The 14,645-nt window shown below is 44.3% G+C and carries 18 protein-coding genes; 1 reads left to right on the forward strand and 17 read right to left on the reverse strand.

Features of this window, described 5'->3' with window-relative positions; genetic code table 11:
- Positions 1-34 precede the first annotated feature (34 nt).
- The 8 genes from panD to AC4EG4_RS01345 all read right to left on the reverse strand — a co-directional run bounded on the left by panD (position 35) and on the right by AC4EG4_RS01345 (position 6,356).
- Positions 35-418, reverse strand: coding sequence for an aspartate 1-decarboxylase (panD, locus tag AC4EG4_RS01310; protein WP_142826434.1), 384 nt, complete (start codon positions 416-418; stop codon positions 35-37).
- Positions 411-1,259: a pantoate--beta-alanine ligase gene (panC, locus tag AC4EG4_RS01315; protein ID WP_490986723.1), complete on the reverse strand. Its 849-nt coding sequence runs from the start codon at positions 1,257-1,259 to the stop codon at positions 411-413. The genes panD and panC overlap by 8 nt, the downstream gene beginning before the upstream one ends.
- A 299-nt stretch (positions 1,260-1,558) precedes the next feature.
- The gene (locus AC4EG4_RS01320) at positions 1,559-2,542 is read right to left on the reverse strand and encodes a biotin--[acetyl-CoA-carboxylase] ligase (RefSeq protein WP_490986724.1); all 984 of its coding nucleotides are present in this window, start codon (positions 2,540-2,542) and stop codon (positions 1,559-1,561) included.
- Positions 2,520-3,653 carry a CCA tRNA nucleotidyltransferase gene (locus tag AC4EG4_RS01325; protein WP_490986725.1) on the reverse strand — a complete coding sequence of 378 codons (1,134 nt, stop codon included), beginning with the start codon at positions 3,651-3,653 and terminating at the stop codon, positions 2,520-2,522. The genes AC4EG4_RS01320 and AC4EG4_RS01325 overlap by 23 nt, the downstream gene beginning before the upstream one ends.
- A complete protein-coding gene (bshA, locus tag AC4EG4_RS01330; RefSeq protein WP_490986726.1) occupies positions 3,650-4,792 on the reverse strand; it encodes an N-acetyl-alpha-D-glucosaminyl L-malate synthase BshA in 1,143 nt (380 codons plus the stop codon). Before bshA ends, AC4EG4_RS01325 begins: the two co-directional genes overlap by 4 nt.
- An 11-nt stretch (positions 4,793-4,803) precedes the next feature.
- Positions 4,804-5,208, reverse strand: a complete 405-nt coding sequence (gene mgsA / locus AC4EG4_RS01335; protein ID WP_142826439.1) for a methylglyoxal synthase — start codon at positions 5,206-5,208, stop codon at positions 4,804-4,806.
- Between the two features lie 12 nt (positions 5,209-5,220).
- Positions 5,221-6,021 (reverse strand): 4-hydroxy-tetrahydrodipicolinate reductase, encoded by an 801-nt coding sequence (gene dapB / locus AC4EG4_RS01340; protein WP_490986727.1) that lies wholly within the window; start codon positions 6,019-6,021, stop codon positions 5,221-5,223.
- Positions 6,018-6,356 carry a nucleotide pyrophosphohydrolase gene (locus AC4EG4_RS01345; RefSeq protein WP_490986728.1) on the reverse strand — a complete coding sequence of 113 codons (339 nt, stop codon included), beginning with the start codon at positions 6,354-6,356 and terminating at the stop codon, positions 6,018-6,020. The genes dapB and AC4EG4_RS01345 overlap by 4 nt, the downstream gene beginning before the upstream one ends.
- A gap of 106 nt (positions 6,357-6,462) precedes the next feature.
- Between AC4EG4_RS01345 and AC4EG4_RS01350 the strand changes: the two genes are divergently transcribed.
- Complete coding sequence (locus AC4EG4_RS01350) at positions 6,463-7,329, forward strand: YitT family protein (RefSeq protein WP_490978073.1); 867 nt, start codon at positions 6,463-6,465, stop codon at positions 7,327-7,329.
- Positions 7,330-7,393: 64 nt separating this feature from the next.
- Here AC4EG4_RS01350 and AC4EG4_RS01355 read toward each other — a convergent pair whose 3' ends face one another.
- The 9 genes from AC4EG4_RS01355 to aroA all read right to left on the reverse strand — a co-directional run bounded on the left by AC4EG4_RS01355 (position 7,394) and on the right by aroA (position 14,634).
- Complete coding sequence (locus AC4EG4_RS01355) at positions 7,394-8,077, reverse strand: zinc metallopeptidase (protein ID WP_490978072.1); 684 nt, start codon at positions 8,075-8,077, stop codon at positions 7,394-7,396.
- 52 nt (positions 8,078-8,129) lie between these two features.
- Positions 8,130-8,741 (reverse strand): lipoprotein heptaprenylglyceryl N-acetyltransferase LhaT, encoded by a 612-nt coding sequence (gene lhaT, locus AC4EG4_RS01360; RefSeq protein ID WP_490978071.1) that lies wholly within the window; start codon positions 8,739-8,741, stop codon positions 8,130-8,132.
- A gap of 60 nt (positions 8,742-8,801) precedes the next feature.
- Positions 8,802-9,596, reverse strand: coding sequence for a c-type cytochrome (locus AC4EG4_RS01365; protein ID WP_490978070.1), 795 nt, complete (start codon positions 9,594-9,596; stop codon positions 8,802-8,804).
- Positions 9,597-9,634: 38 nt separating this feature from the next.
- A complete protein-coding gene (gene qcrB / locus AC4EG4_RS01370; protein ID WP_142826446.1) occupies positions 9,635-10,309 on the reverse strand; it encodes a menaquinol-cytochrome c reductase cytochrome b subunit in 675 nt (224 codons plus the stop codon).
- A 21-nt stretch (positions 10,310-10,330) separates the two neighbouring features.
- Positions 10,331-10,834 (reverse strand): Rieske (2Fe-2S) protein, encoded by a 504-nt coding sequence (locus tag AC4EG4_RS01375; RefSeq protein WP_490978069.1) that lies wholly within the window; start codon positions 10,832-10,834, stop codon positions 10,331-10,333.
- 140 nt (positions 10,835-10,974) lie between these two features.
- Positions 10,975-11,427 carry a DUF2487 family protein gene (locus tag AC4EG4_RS01380; RefSeq protein WP_490986729.1) on the reverse strand — a complete coding sequence of 151 codons (453 nt, stop codon included), beginning with the start codon at positions 11,425-11,427 and terminating at the stop codon, positions 10,975-10,977.
- A gap of 5 nt (positions 11,428-11,432) precedes the next feature.
- Positions 11,433-11,996, reverse strand: coding sequence for a ReoY family proteolytic degradation factor (locus tag AC4EG4_RS01385; protein ID WP_490986730.1), 564 nt, complete (start codon positions 11,994-11,996; stop codon positions 11,433-11,435).
- A 14-nt stretch (positions 11,997-12,010) separates the two neighbouring features.
- A complete protein-coding gene (locus AC4EG4_RS01390; RefSeq protein WP_490986731.1) occupies positions 12,011-13,264 on the reverse strand; it encodes a tetratricopeptide repeat protein in 1,254 nt (417 codons plus the stop codon).
- A gap of 86 nt (positions 13,265-13,350) precedes the next feature.
- Positions 13,351-14,634 (reverse strand): 3-phosphoshikimate 1-carboxyvinyltransferase, encoded by a 1,284-nt coding sequence (gene aroA, locus AC4EG4_RS01395; RefSeq protein ID WP_490986732.1) that lies wholly within the window; start codon positions 14,632-14,634, stop codon positions 13,351-13,353.
- Positions 14,635-14,645: the final 11 nt, after the last annotated feature.

The raw sequence follows: 14,645 nt of genomic DNA on the forward strand, positions 1-14,645 counted from the left end.
AAAACAGCCCCGAAACTTTCTAGGGCTGCTCTGTTTACATAACGGTCGCTTCGGGCTCGTAATGGATAATTTCTTTGATTTGATTGTTGGCATCCATAATAGCAACGGTAGGTTTGTGGTCACGGGCATTTTCGTTCATCACATAAGCATAAGACAGAATAATGACGATATCCCCGCGCTGCACGAGACGCGCTGCCGCTCCGTTGACACAGATGACGCCACTGCCGCGCTCTCCTGCAATGATGTACGTTTCAAAACGGGCGCCATTGTTATTGTTGACAATATGCACTTTTTCGTTGGCCAGCATGCCAACTGCATCCAGCAGATCCTGATCGATTGTAATGCTTCCCACATAATTTAAATCGGCTTCTGTCACCGTGGCACGGTGAATTTTTGAATTGAGCATCATTCTAAGCATGGTTGAGTTCTCCTTTAGGTTGAAAAATAATATTGTCGATCAAACGGGCTTTCTCAAACTGTACGGCAAGTGCCAAAATAGCATCGTTTTGAATGTCCGCCACCAATGTTGGGTAATCCAGCAGCTCAATATAATCCACTTTTCCAGATGTGTGTTCATTCAAATACTGGGTCATCGGTTCTAGTGGATCCTGGCCTTGCAAAAATAAAGCTTTGCCCATTTCCAATGCTTTTCTCAAATAAGGTGCCTCTTCCCGTTCAGTTGGACTTAAATAAACATTGCGCGAGCTTTTCGCCAGTCCATCCATTTCCCGAATGGTCTCCCCTCTGCTGATCGTCAGCGGAAAATTAAAATCTGCCACGAACGATTCGATGATGGCAAGCTGCTGGGCATCTTTCTGGCCAAAATACGCTACGTCGGCTTGGGTTAAATGAAACAGTTTGGTGACCACTTTTAAGACTCCGTCAAAATGGCCGGGCCTTTTGGCGCCGCATAGTACATCAGCCAATTTTCCTGCACTTATGTTAATTTGGCTATCACGCGGATACATTTCTTCCACACTTGGCGCAAAAATAACGTCCGTTCCCGCCCCTTCAGCTAATTGCCGATCGCGCTCTAAGTTTCTTGGGTAACGATCGAAATCTTCATTCGGGCCAAATTGAGCTGGGTTGACGAAAATACTCATGATCACCTGATCATTTTCCGCCTTGGCTTTTTCAACCAAAGACAAATGGCCCTCATGCAAAAAGCCCATCGTTGGCACAAGGCCAATGGTGTAGCCCGTTTTTTTGGTTTCTCGAACCCAGTTTTTCAGTTCGTCCACCGTTTGTAAAATCAACAATTTTTTCTCTCCTCTCGGGAAGAAAACCATATAAAAAGCCCTTCCGCCGAAAAAAAGACAGAAGAACAGTAAATGTGTGTTTGGTTTCCTCCGTCCCTGTCGTGTAAATGATCAAGGCAGATCTGTTTGTTATGAAATTTAAGGGTGTTGCGGTTGTTCGGTGCAGTTCGCAAGCGATACCGCCCGTTAAAACCACTATACCAGAATCTCAGGAAAAAACATATTCTATGCTTAGTGAATAAGGTGGACTCGAATATGAAGTCCTCTGCATCGAATTCAGGAGAAAAAAATCATTTCTTCTAATCCGCCATTTCAATGTCAGCCGAATAAATGCCATGAAGCTTGCCATCCGCTGTCCGCAATTGCAGCACACCATCATCGGTAATTCCTTCCGCAATACCTTCAAGCGTCTGGTTCGTCATTCTTGCCCGAACCGGATGGCCGATGGTTGTTGAATAACTTTCCCATAAAATTTTAAGCATACCGAAACCTTCTTCGATGTACATCTGTGTATAGATTTCCATATAGTACAGCAAAGACTGAACCAGTTTTTGGCGGCTTACCAGGCCTCCGCTTTTCATTTTCAGCGAAGTCGCAATATCCTGAACTTCCGGATCAAAATCCTCTTTGTCCTGATTGATATTCAACCCAATGCCAATAATCAACGCCTGTATGCCATCAGCATCTGACTGCAGCTCTGTCAAAATGCCTGTGCATTTTTTGTCGTTCAGTAAAATGTCATTTGGCCATTTGATTTTCGGCTGCAGCCCGGTTACTTCTTCGATGGCTCTGACGACCGCTACAGCAGCAACCAGCGTGAATTGCGGCGCTTTTTGAGGCACTACATCCGGTCGCAGGATAATACTCATCCAAACGCCCTTTCCGGCTGCCGAATCCCATTTCCGAGCCATTCTGCCGCGTCCGGCTGTTTGGGCTTCTGTCAGTACTACCGTACCGTCTGGAGTGCCTTCCTGTGCCAGCTGGTGCGCAATAATTTGAGTTGAAGAACAGCTTTCCACGTATTCGATTTTTTGGCCAATCCGTTTGGTTTTCAAACCTGTTTGAATGGCCAGTGGCTCCAATGTATCGGGAATGGAAACCAGACGGTAGCCTTTTTTCTTGATTGACTCGATAGCATAGCCTTTTTCTTCAAGTTCTTTAATGTGTTTCCAAATTGCGGTTCTGGAAATGCCGAACTCGTCTGCCAGTTGCTGGCCGGATATCGCTTCCCCGTTCGACTCGATCAAACGCTTGGCCAATTTATGTGTGACGGTGATATTCATGGAGAAACCAGTCCTTTATGAGTTCTTTGTCATTCTTTAGTTCACCGTAAACAATATGCTTTTCCATTTTTTCAATCCACTTTTTGAGCCACGGACCTGAACGATCTCCGCTCCATTGCATCAAATCCTGACCATTTGCTGCGAGGTCGGATTTTGATTGGATAGGCAATTGTTTTTTTGCTGCTGCAGCATCCAATTTTTTGCCTGTTGCACGCGAAGCCATTTCTAGTTGGTCGATTGAATACTGATAAATTATCCAGTTGTCCCACAGTTCGATCCGCGCCAAAACCAAACTCTGCTCAATAAGACGCTTTTCCTCATTGGAAAACCGATAAGCCTTCACATCTGAAAATGGCCGGTTTTGCTTAGCCAACAAATAAAACCAACCATAAACAGATTTTTCGTTTGGCTTGTAAAGTGTCCAGTCCATTTCGAAAAGATGGCCTGCAGGCAAAACCTCTGTCAGTTTGGTTTTCTCCAAGTAGTTCATACTTTTTTCGGTATTCGGATTGGTGAATACTTTATCTAATTCCGATTTCAGCCGTTCGACAGCAATTGATCCGATTAGTTTGGCATGGCGCTGGATCGATTGGAGGGTTTTTTCTTCAATTACAAAATCCAGCTGTCCGGAAAACCGCACCGCTCTCAGCATACGCAAAGCATCTTCTTGAAAGCGCTCATCCGGATCTCCCACCGATTGGATAAGTTTCTTCTGAAGATCATTTTTTCCGCCAAACGGATCAATGATGTCCAACTCTTCTGTCATTGCCATCGCGTTGATGGTAAAATCTCGTCGCTTTAAATCTTCTTCAAGTGACTGAACAAACTCGACTGCATCTGGACGGCGATTATCCGAATAGCTGCCTTCTGTGCGAAACGTCGTCACTTCGATGCCTTCCCCATCTAAAAGTACCAGAACAGTTCCGTGTTCAATTCCTGTATCGACCGTTCGTTTGAAATGTCTTTTCACCTGCTGGGGAGATGCTGAAGAGGCAATGTCAATATCGTGCGGTGTTTTGCCCAGTAGGAAATCACGCACGGCACCACCGACCATATAAGCTTCAAAGCCAGCACCTTTCAAAATCCCAATGATCTTGATGGCTGTTTTCATCGTTCTGCATCCTTGTCTAACAACCGTTCGTACAAGTCTTCGTATTGCTCCAAAATTTTAGTGGAATGAAAACGCTCCGATACTGTCGACAATGCTCCTTGCTGCAAATGTTGCAGCAATACGTTATCACTAAGCATTTTTACAGCATAATCGGCAGCCTGCTGCGTATCGCCCAATTCAACCAAGTAACCATTGATACCCGGCTCAATAATTTCCGGCATGCCGCCAATATTCGCTCCAATCACTGGAACACCACACGCCATGGCTTCCAGCAGGACCAAACCAAATGCTTCTTTTTCTGAGAGCAGAAGTTTGATGTCGCTAATGTTGTAAAACTCAGCAACACCATCCCGCTTGCCAAGAAACAAGACATGTTCATTCAATCCAAGTTCCCGCACCTGCTGAATGATCCGGCCCATCTCGGGTCCATCACCCACCAATAGCAATTTGCAGTTTATGTGTTGGCGAGTCAGCGAGAACGTCTCCACAACATCCTGCACCCGCTTGACATTTCTGAAGTTTGAAACGTGAATCATCACTTTTTCGTCGGTATTTATTCCCAACTCTTCTTTAAGCTTTGCAGAATCTTTTTGGGAATATTCTCTTTCATCGACAAAATTATACACCGTTTCGATGGTTTTATCGGGCTTGATCAAATCATAAGTCTGGTCTCTCAGTGAATCCGAAACCGCTGTTACGATATCCGACTTTTCAATGCCATAGCGGATCGCTTCTTTTAATGAAGAGTCAGACCCTAGCACCGTAATATCCGTGCCGTGTAAGGTCGTCACGATGCCAATATTGGACCCGGCCATATCACGTCCGAGAATGGCGCATACGGCATGGGGAATCGCATAGTGGACATGCATCAAATCCAGTTCTTCGTTTTTGATTACTTCCGCAATTTTCGTGGCCAGTGCAATGTCATAAGGCGCATACTGAAAGACCGAATACGTATTGACTTCCACCTGATGGCTAAAAATATTGGCATAGGTCTTATTTAACCGAAAAGGAGTACTGGATGTAATAAAATGCACTTCGTGCCCTTTTTCTGCCAGCATTTTTCCTAATTCCGTAGCAATCACCCCCGACCCTCCAACTGTTGGATAGCAAGTGATGCCGATTTTCATTTTCCGCACAGTGTTCTCTCCTATCCTCTTCGCTCTCCGATCAAACGCCAGTCGACAAATCCTTCTTCCAGCCCCTTTAACAGCACTTCAGCTGTTCCCATATTGGTCGCAAGTGGAATGCCGTAAACATCGCACAAACGAATCAATGCAGTCACATCAGGCTCATGTGGCTGTGCAGTCAACGGGTCTCGGAAGAAAATAACCATATCCATTTGATTTTGGGCGATCATCGCACCAATTTGCTGGTCGCCTCCGAGGGGACCAGATTGGAAGCGGATGACGGGCAAGCCGGTCCCATCAATGACGCGCTGCCCTGTTGTCCCTGTTGCGTAAAGTGTATGTTGGGCCAAAATTGGCTGATAGGCAGTCACAAATTGGATTAGGTCATCTTTTTTTCGGTCATGGGCAATCAAAGCGATTTTCATAGTCTCTCCCCTTTAAACGATAATATGTTCTAATCCATAAATAAGTTCTTCTTTTTCCATCACAGTTTCAATGGATAAAATGACGCCTGACATAAACGAGCCGCGGTTAAACGAGTCATGGCGCAGTGTTAGAAGCTGGCCATCTCCACCGAGCAGAACCTGCTGATGAGCTACGAGCCCAGGCAAACGCACGCTGTGGATACGCATGCCATCGTAATTGGCACCCCGCGCACCGGGAATGGTTTCTTTTTCACGGACATGTCCTTGTTCATGAATGGGACGTTCCTGGGAAATCAAATGAGCCGTTTTCATCGCTGTTCCGGACGGAGCATCCAACTTTTGGTCGTGATGCATTTCAATAATTTCAATATCCGGCAAATACTTGGCTGCCTGTTCTGCAAACTTCATCATCAAGACGGCACCCACTGCAAAATTCGGGGCAATGATGCAGCCTATTTTTGACTCTTTTGCGAGTGTAGTCAGTTCTTCCAACTGCTCATCTGAAAAGCCCGTCGTTCCAACAACTGGACGTATGTTTAATTCTAAGGCTTGTTTGGTGTGGTCGTATACAAATTCAGGTGTGGTCAAGTCAACCAGCACGTCCGGGTGGGTTTCCGAATAGAGTGCTTTCAGGTCTAAAAAGATTGGTGCTGTATAGTCAGACGGAAATAACTTTGTATCGGCTAAGGTCTTTCCAACTTCTTTATAATCCAGAACAGCTACCAATTCCATGTCCGGATTGTTCATTACGGTATGTACGGCTTCTTTGCCCATTTTTCCTCGTGCCCCTGCAATTGCTACGCGAATTGTCATTTGTCTCCATCCTTTCGTGTCCAACGGTCTTTGTCTCTGCTGTTGAATTTATCCATTACTCGGTCATGGGCCTGCGCCAAATCAATGTCCATCGAGTTTGCCATGCAAATCAAGACGAACAGGACATCGCCCATTTCTTCTTCAATGCTGTTTTCAGTTTCGGAACTTTTCTTTTTCTTAGGTCCGTATTCGTGCATGACTTCTCTGGAAAGTTCACCTAGTTCTTCTGTCATCCGGGCCATCATTTCCACCGGCTGAAAATAACCTTCTTTGAATTGTCCAATATACTCGTCAACATCTTGCTGCAACTGTTTCATGGATTTATCACTGTTCATGCCATCACACTCCTCAATCAATCGTAAAGAAAACTGGTGATGTTGTCAAAATACTAAAATTGAACGATAATACAAAAGGAATTATTTACGAAAGGAGCTTAGCAAATTGAAAGAACTGAAAATAAAAAACATATTTTTTATCTTGTTAGGTGCGGCCATTTATAGTTTTGGCTTTGTTCACTTTAATATCCAAAATGAATTGGGTGAAGGCGGATTTGCCGGAATTACGTTGATTTTGTATTTTTTATTCCATTGGGATCCGGCATTGATGAACCTGCTCTTAAACATTCCGTTATTTTTCGTTGGCTGGAAACTGTTGGGCAGAAAAGTGTTTTTTTATACCATTATCGGAACAGTTGCGGTTTCTGTATTTCTGAAGATTTTTCTGGTCTATGAGATTCAAATTAACTTGCAGGACGATCTTTTTTTGGCAGCTTTATTTGCTGGCGTTTTTGTTGGAGTAGGCCTTGGCATTATTTTTCGTTTTGGCGGGACTACAGGTGGAGTTGATATTCTTGCGCGTCTGGCGCAAAAATACATTGGCTGGAGCATGGGAAAGACAATGTTTCTGTTTGATGCAGCCGTTATTATGCTGTCTTGGCTGACATTTCTCGACCACCGTTCCATGATGTATACACTAGTAGCCGTATTTGTGGGAGCTCGTGTCATTGATTTTGTTCAGGAAGGTGCTTATGCAGGACGCGGGGCATTGATCATTTCAAATTCACAAGAAGAAATCGCCAGCCGGATCGCTGTCGAAATGGATCGAGGCATTACCATTCTGCGCGGTTATGGACATTTCACAAAAGAAGAACGTGAAGTCCTGTACTGTGTGGTCGCGAGAAATGAAATTGTCCGATTGAAAAGCATCATCAATTCCGTTGATCCCCACGCCTTTGTTTCCTTAATGGAAGTCCATGACGTGATGGGCGAAGGATTTACTCTTGATGAAGAAAAAAGGCCGATTGGGTGATCTCGTACTGAAAAGCTTTCCAAATATGGACATAGAAAAAACGGCCCTTTTACGGGGCCGTTTTTTATGAACGGTTCATGCTTGTGTAAATCAAGATCAATCGTCCCAGTTCAAGAACTGCAACTGCAGTAGCTGCGACATACGTCATCGCGGCTGCACTTAATACTTTTTTAGCATGGCGTTCTTCATCGTTTCGAATGATGTTGTGCGACAGCAATTGATCCATTGCCCGGTTAGAAGCATTGAACTCCACTGGCAATGTGACCAATTGGAAAACCACACCGGCTGCCAACAGGATAATCCCGATCAACAGTGCCCCACTCCAAGCGGAAAAGAACCCAATCATGATAAATACCCATGACATATTCGATGAAATATTTACGATTGGCACCAAACGATGGCGAAGGCGCAAAAACGAATAGTCTTCCGCATCCTGTATCGCATGTCCAACTTCGTGAGCTGCGACTGCTGTTCCAGCAACAGAAGCTTCATGATAGTTATGGCTGCTGAGTGCCACAACTTTGGTCATCGGATTGTAGTGGTCGCTGAGCATACCGCGGCTCTCTACGACTTTAACATCCTGAAGATTGTTGGCATCCAAAATGGTGCGTGCTACTTGCGCCCCTGTGTGGCCGGAAGTAGAGCGAACTTTCGAGTACTTTTTGTATGTTCGTTTTAATTTAAATTGAGCCCAAATCGGGATGATCAGCAACAAGATAAAATATATGATATAGCCACCAAAACCCATGTGTAAATCAACACCTCTCCTTTGCTTTATACTCTTATTTTACTTGGCTTAGTCAATTATGGTCAACCGAAACGGATTGCGATCGGTTCAGATGAGCCACAAAAAAGGCGAAACTGACACAGATTATGGACAGCCAGAATGTAAAGTAGCCGATTTGGCTGCTGTACTCACTTAAGGTACTGTAAATTGGCATTTGCCCAAAGACATAATCGATGACATCATTGTGCAAAGTCCAGACGGCAGTTAAGGCTACCGAAATCCAACCAAAGCGATAATGTTCTATATAGAGAACCGCTTGAAGTGCCATAGCGAAATGAGAACCAATCAACATCCAGCCAATCAAACCAATCGAACCGGTTTCCCAAAGCGTCAGCAAGTTCATTACAACTGCCCACAAACCATATTTGATCAAAGTCACAAAAGCCAAAGCTTCAATTAATCGATTCCGTTTGCCAAAAATCCACAACCCTAGAACGATGGTGAAAAACAGACTTGCGGTTGGGCTGTCGGGAACAAAGATTAAAAAGATCGGCTCCGTTATTGCCAATTGCCAGCCATACCATATGTATCCATATATTGTTCCACCCAAGTTGACAAAAAACAATAAAATTAAAAATGGCCGGTACATCAGCCAGGCGGAAATTTTAATTGCGAAAGATTGCATGATGATCTTCCTTTCAGGGTAGAAAAAAAGAGCCGGTTTCCCGGCTCTTTTTACTTTTTATTATTCAGCTTCAAGGCCTGAAATAAATTCAGCTAGAACTTGCAGATCTTCTTCTGATCCGTCAACACCGACTTCAAATGAAGGAGGCATGGTTTGCGCTCCATCTGCTTCGATACCGTTGACAGCAATTTCAGCGATCTCTTCTGGTGACAAGCCAGTGCCAACAAGCGTTGGACCAACTGCCCCTTCAAGGTTATCACCGTGACAACTGATACATGCTGAAGCAGAGTAAATTTCATATCCAGGATCAGTTGTATCAATTTCAACTTCTTCCGTAATTTGTCCTTGCGCTTCAGCAGCTTCCCAGTCATGATTTGCTACCGATTCCCATGTAAGGAATATGATAGAAGCCACAGCAAGAAGCATAAATCCTGTCGGCAATGGACGTTTCGAAGGACGTCTTTCCGGTCCGCGGTCTAAGAATGGAGCCAACATCAGTGCACCGAAAGCTAGACCCGGCATAATGATGGCACCCACGACGTTAAATGGTCCGGAAGCAAATTCATATTTCAGTAATTGGTATAAGAACAAGAAATACCAGTCAGGCAAAGGAATATATGCTGTATCAGTCGGATCAGCCTGGCCTTCAAGAGGCGACGGATGAGCAACAGTCAAAAGCAAATATCCAATCAAGAAGACTGAACCAATCATCCATTCTTTCAAAAGGAAGTTTGGCCAGAAAGCTTCTGTTTTACCAGGGTATTCGGAGTAATCTTTAGGAACATTCGGCTTACGGAATTCCATACCTGGAACACGCGAATCTCCTACAAATTTCATCCCTTTTCCGCGATGCATAGTGTTCCCTCCTTAATAAATCCGTGTTGCGGACTAAATTATAGCGGTCCTGAAATACCTTGTCTTCTGATCATGATAAAGTGAGCAGCTAGCAACCCAAGCAAAGCTGCAGGCAAGAAGAAGACGTGGATAGCAAAGAATCGTGTCAAAGTCTGTGCACCTAGAATTGTTGAATCCCCGGCAAGCAGAATTTTGATTGTTTCCCCTATCACAGGTACAGATGCTGCAATTTCAATCCCAACTTTTGTAGCAAATAGGGCTTTCATATCCCATGGCAACAAGTAGCCTGTGAAACTTAATCCAAGGATAACGCCGAATAGCAAAACGCCAACGACCCAGTTCAGTTCACGAGGTTTCTTGTAAGAACCCGTAAAGAATACTCGCAGTGTATGAAGGAAAATCATAACAACTACAAGAGAAGCTCCCCAGTGGTGCATCCCACGCACAATTTCTCCAAAAGCAACTTCGTTTTGAAGATAATAAACCGACTGCCAAGCATTTTCAATATCTGGTACATAATACATTGTTAAGAACATACCGGATAAGATCTGAATCACTGTAATGAAAAATGTAAGTCCTCCAAAACAATAAACAAATGCTGAAAAGTGGTGTGCGGGGTTTACGTGCTCAGGTACTTCATGGTCAGCAATGTCACGCCAGATAGGCGTGATGTCTAATCGCTCATCAACCCAATCATATAACTTGTTTAGCACTGGTGTCGTACCCCCTAACTATTAAACTAATGTGTTTTCTCTTACTGCACCGATAGCAACAAAGCCATCCTGGTCTCGTACTTCGTACTCATCCAGTGGCCCAAGCGGTGGTGTTCCTGGAATATTCTGTCCGTTTTTTTCATAACGGCCTGCGTGGCATGGACAGAAGAATTGTGTCGGATTTTCTGGATCTCCGGCCCAGTTCACTGTACATCCTAAATGTTTGCACACAGGTGAAAGCGCGATTAACTTATCGCCTTCTTTATACACCCAAGCTGAATTTGTCACTTCAGATACGTACCATGCATCCGTTTGTTCGTATGAAAAGTCAACACGTACTGGTTCTTCAGTGATATCAGCTACAGCTTGATCAGTTAAAACGAAATCTCCGCCTTCATGTTGCTGAAGTATCGGGTCTACCGCAAAACGAACCATAGGCATCAACATTCCTGCTGCCATAAAGCCGCCTACACCTGTTAATGTGTAGCCTAAAAATTGACGTCGTGATACACGATTATTACTCATCCTTTTCCCCCCTCTAACATTCAAGGTCAGTCCAATGGACATACTCATTCAAATATAATTACTAGGACAACCTAATGATATATCAATCAAATCTTTAGGTCAATATCGCAATCAGCGTATTCACAGAGTTTGTGAACATTTCATGAATGATGTGACCATTCTTTCGTAAATAGCGGCAATACTTGTCTCAACTGATCTTCCATGACCGATTTCTTAAAGGATTGGTCCATATCTTCGATGGGAATTGCAGGTAGCCATAAAACATTTTTCAGGCTGTCAATGGTTCGCCATTCAGAATCGGTCGTCAAATAAAACACATGCTTGAACTCTGTCTGTTGCAGTTCTTCTGATAGTTCATCCGCAATTCGCTGCCGATTCGCTATTTTGGCATAAGAAACGGGCGGAAGCAAAAGTATCCGCCCTTTAAATTGCTTTTCCAATAATGCAGTTAAAGTTTGCAAGTATTCCGAAGCCCCAGCACTTGGTTTCATTCCGTTGGCACTTAAATCCAACTGAAGCAACGGCACTACTGCTGTATCCACATAATCCTGCTGCTTTATATACTGATCCATCTCTTTTCCAACAAAGTACATAAGATTTACTCACTCTCCGTTTTTTTGAAAGTTTTAAACGCTTGAAGCATCGCGGACAGTTTGAAAAACCGTTCACGATCATTGGCGTCCAATGCCTCATCAATTTGCTTGTAAATTGTTTCTTCTTGGAAGGTCAACATGCTTTCTTCAAGAATTTTCTCAGCAATTAAGCGATCCTGTTCGTTGACTGAAGCATTTTTAGGCATATACGGGTTTTCTTCCAACACTGATAAGTAGAGCGCTGGCGGCGGAATGCTCGGAAAGTTCAATTGAACATACAAATCGTCGTCGGGGTTCAGCCGCAAATCGTGAAACGACTTTTCTGCATCTGCTGTCATTAAATTTCCTTTATAAAATCGAAAAGGTATTTCTTTCGACTCGGTAGAGGACATGACCATGGCACGCGGACAATAATGTGCTTCTTCAACAAAATGGGTTTTTTCAAGCAGGTCTTCGTTGCTCAACATGTAATTAAGAATCCAAATGCATTCACGTCTTTTCATCTTGTACGATTGCAGAAACCAACGGACAAATTGCTTTTTTTCACCAATAGAAACTGAAGCGGTCATGAGTTTTCCTCCTCTCATTCAAACGATTGCTGCCAGTCAAACCACTCAGGATTTTCAGGCTCTAATGCCTGCAACTCTTTAATAATTTCGAGGGCAGCTGCTCGTTTTCCTTCTTCAATTAAAAATAAGGCGTATTTTTTAAGAAATGCGGAGTCATCTTTAAAAGATGGATAAGCTTTTTCGTAATAGGCAGTAGCTTGTTGATAATTTTCAGATCGTTCGTAGGCTTCTGCAATCATTGGGTATAGACCAGCCCAATCATCCCCGCTTTCAATTACCATTGCAGCAAGTTCCAACACGTCTTCATCCTGTTCTTCTGCATGGAAATACGATACCAGCGTATAAATGGCCTCCATGTATTCCGGGTCCAATGCGATGGCCTGGCGTAAATGGCCTACACCCTCTTGTGCTTTGCCAAGTTTCATGGCCAGTTTGCCAGCGAACAAGTATAATTCTTTATCAAATTCGTCTCTAGCGATACCTTCGCTTATTGCTTGATAAGCGGCTTCATAGTCTTCCGACATGTTCAGGCTTTGCGCCTTCAATAGGTAAGCAGAAAAATAATCCGCATCGACCCGAATCAATTCATCCAACCGGCGGACAGCCATTTCGTATTGGCGTGTCTGAAAAGCGGCAAATGCTGCGCCAAACAACACATCCGGCGTGGCCAAATCTTCGAGCGCTTTCTCGTAATAAGGCAATGCTTCTTCATATGCAGCTCCAGCACTGTAAACCTCTGCCAGCCGTTCAGAAATGTTGACGCCTTCAATGACGACCTGTTGGGCTTCAAGCTCTTGATAAATCTTGGCCGATTCCAAATAACGGCCGGAATCCAATAGCAGTTCCGCTTTCGCTTGCTGCAAAAGCGGCTCATCCGGCATTAGTTCAATCGCTTCGTTCAAGCGGTTCTCAGCTGCTTCAAGCAAGCCCTGCAGCTGGAACAAGTCTGCCAGTGTAACAAGCGCCTGTGCATATAACTCGTCGTCTTTAGGCACTTCCATTAACGCGTTCAACGCGTCATCTTCCCGGTCGGCATCAATCAGCAAATTAGCCCGATCGATAATCAGCTGCGCTTCTTCCGGAAAAATATACTGCAAATGCTCCAGCACTTTAATGGCCTCTTCCACAAAGCCGATTTCTGCTAGCCATTCCGATAACCCATACTGTTCATCAGGATCTCCCTGCAGCAAATAGCTTTCCAATAATGTATTCAGGAGATTCGGATCTCCTTGTTCAACTGCTTTTTGTATCTCTTGTATATTAGCCATCCCATCACCTTTTCTTTCACGTTCTTACTCTCATCCTACACGAAAGATTCCTTTTGTCATAATAAAAAAACTCCCCAGCAGGAGAGTCAATTTGTCAGTAAATTCAATTGTTCAAAGAAGTTTGGATAGGAAATTGAGATGCAGCCGGGATCATCGATGACAACTTCTCCGTTAGCCGCTAAAGCTCCGATCGCAGCCATCATGCCAAGACGGTGATCACCGTAAGAAGTCATTTGAGCACCTGTTAAAGGTGTTGGCCCGTGAATAACCATGCCGTCTTCTGTTGCTTCGATGTTTGCACCCATTTTCGACAATTCCTTGACGACTGCAGCAATGCGGTCGGTTTCCTTGACTCGCAGCTCTTCAGCGTCTTTGATCACAGTTGTGCCCTCTGCTTGAGTCGCAATGAGGGCGATTAGTGGAATTTCGTCGATCAAACGTGGAATAAGATCTCCACCAATCTCAATTCCTTGTAACGCACTCGAAGTGACAGTCAGATCGGCTGAACGTTCTCCTTGTGTATCAATTTCTTCTATTTCAACACGGCCACCCATTTGCTCGACGACATCCAAAATGCCTGTCCGAGTCGGATTGATGCCGACATTTTTTAAAGTCACTTTGCTGTTATCGGTTATCAAAGCAGCACCGATCATAAATGCAGCGGACGATATATCACCTGGCACCTGAACATGTGCAGCCGTCAGCTTTTGACCGCCTTCAAGCTTGATCAAGTGATCTTCCCGCGCAATTGTCGCACCGAAATGTTCCAACATGATTTCCGTATGATCGCGCGAAGCGATTGGCTCATGAATGATTGTTTTGCCGTCCGCTTTTAATGCAGCCAATAAAATGGCAGATTTCACTTGAGCACTGGCAACTGGCAGTGTATAGTCAATTGCTTTAAGTGCTGTTCCTTGAACTGCCAAAGGCGTATATTGTCCATCCATACGCCCACGAATGTCTGCGCCCATTTCACGAAGCGGATTAATGATGCGCTTCATTGGCCGTTTGGCTATCGACTCATCACCTGCCAATACGGAATGAAAACTGGTTCCAGCCATTAAGCCAAGCATCAGACGTGTTGTCGTTCCTGAGTTGCCAGTATCTAACACTTCTGAAGGCTCCAGCCAAGAATCTTCGCCTTCACTCTGGATGGTCACCAAGTTGTCTGCGATGTCGATTTCTACACCAAGTTTTCTAAAGCATGAGATGGTGCTTAGGCAGTCATCCCCCATTAAAAAGCCTTCAACCGTCGTTGTACCTGTTGCCATTGATCCGAACATGATGGCTCGATGAGATATTGATTTGTCTCCAGGCACTTGAATGCTGCCTTTTAAGGTTGGTTTTTTATAGCTTAGCGATAATGCCATGGGCTTATCCG

It is taken from the genome of Planococcus sp. TJ-201 (assembly GCF_058268495.1).

Coding starts and splice junctions, on each gene's coding strand:
- panD (WP_142826434.1), bottom strand. CDS start 418: ATGCTTAGAATGATGCTCAATTCAAAAATTCACCGTGCCACGGTGACA.
- AC4EG4_RS01320 (WP_490986724.1), bottom strand. CDS start 2,542: ATGAATATCACCGTCACACATAAATTGGCCAAGCGTTTGATCGAGTCG.
- AC4EG4_RS01325 (WP_490986725.1), bottom strand. CDS start 3,653: ATGAAAACAGCCATCAAGATCATTGGGATTTTGAAAGGTGCTGGCTTT.
- mgsA (WP_142826439.1), bottom strand. CDS start 5,208: ATGAAAATCGCTTTGATTGCCCATGACCGAAAAAAAGATGACCTAATC.
- dapB (WP_490986727.1), bottom strand. CDS start 6,021: ATGACAATTCGCGTAGCAATTGCAGGGGCACGAGGAAAAATGGGCAAA.
- AC4EG4_RS01345 (WP_490986728.1), bottom strand. CDS start 6,356: ATGAACAGTGATAAATCCATGAAACAGTTGCAGCAAGATGTTGACGAG.
- AC4EG4_RS01355 (WP_490978072.1), bottom strand. CDS start 8,077: ATGGGTTTTGGTGGCTATATCATATATTTTATCTTGTTGCTGATCATC.
- lhaT (WP_490978071.1), bottom strand. CDS start 8,741: ATGCAATCTTTCGCAATTAAAATTTCCGCCTGGCTGATGTACCGGCCA.
- AC4EG4_RS01365 (WP_490978070.1), bottom strand. CDS start 9,596: ATGCATCGCGGAAAAGGGATGAAATTTGTAGGAGATTCGCGTGTTCCA.
- AC4EG4_RS01375 (WP_490978069.1), bottom strand. CDS start 10,834: ATGAGTAATAATCGTGTATCACGACGTCAATTTTTAGGCTACACATTA.
- AC4EG4_RS01380 (WP_490986729.1), bottom strand. CDS start 11,427: ATGTACTTTGTTGGAAAAGAGATGGATCAGTATATAAAGCAGCAGGAT.
- AC4EG4_RS01385 (WP_490986730.1), bottom strand. CDS start 11,996: ATGACCGCTTCAGTTTCTATTGGTGAAAAAAAGCAATTTGTCCGTTGG.
- AC4EG4_RS01390 (WP_490986731.1), bottom strand. CDS start 13,264: ATGGCTAATATACAAGAGATACAAAAAGCAGTTGAACAAGGAGATCCG.
- aroA (WP_490986732.1), bottom strand. CDS start 14,634: ATGGCATTATCGCTAAGCTATAAAAAACCAACCTTAAAAGGCAGCATT.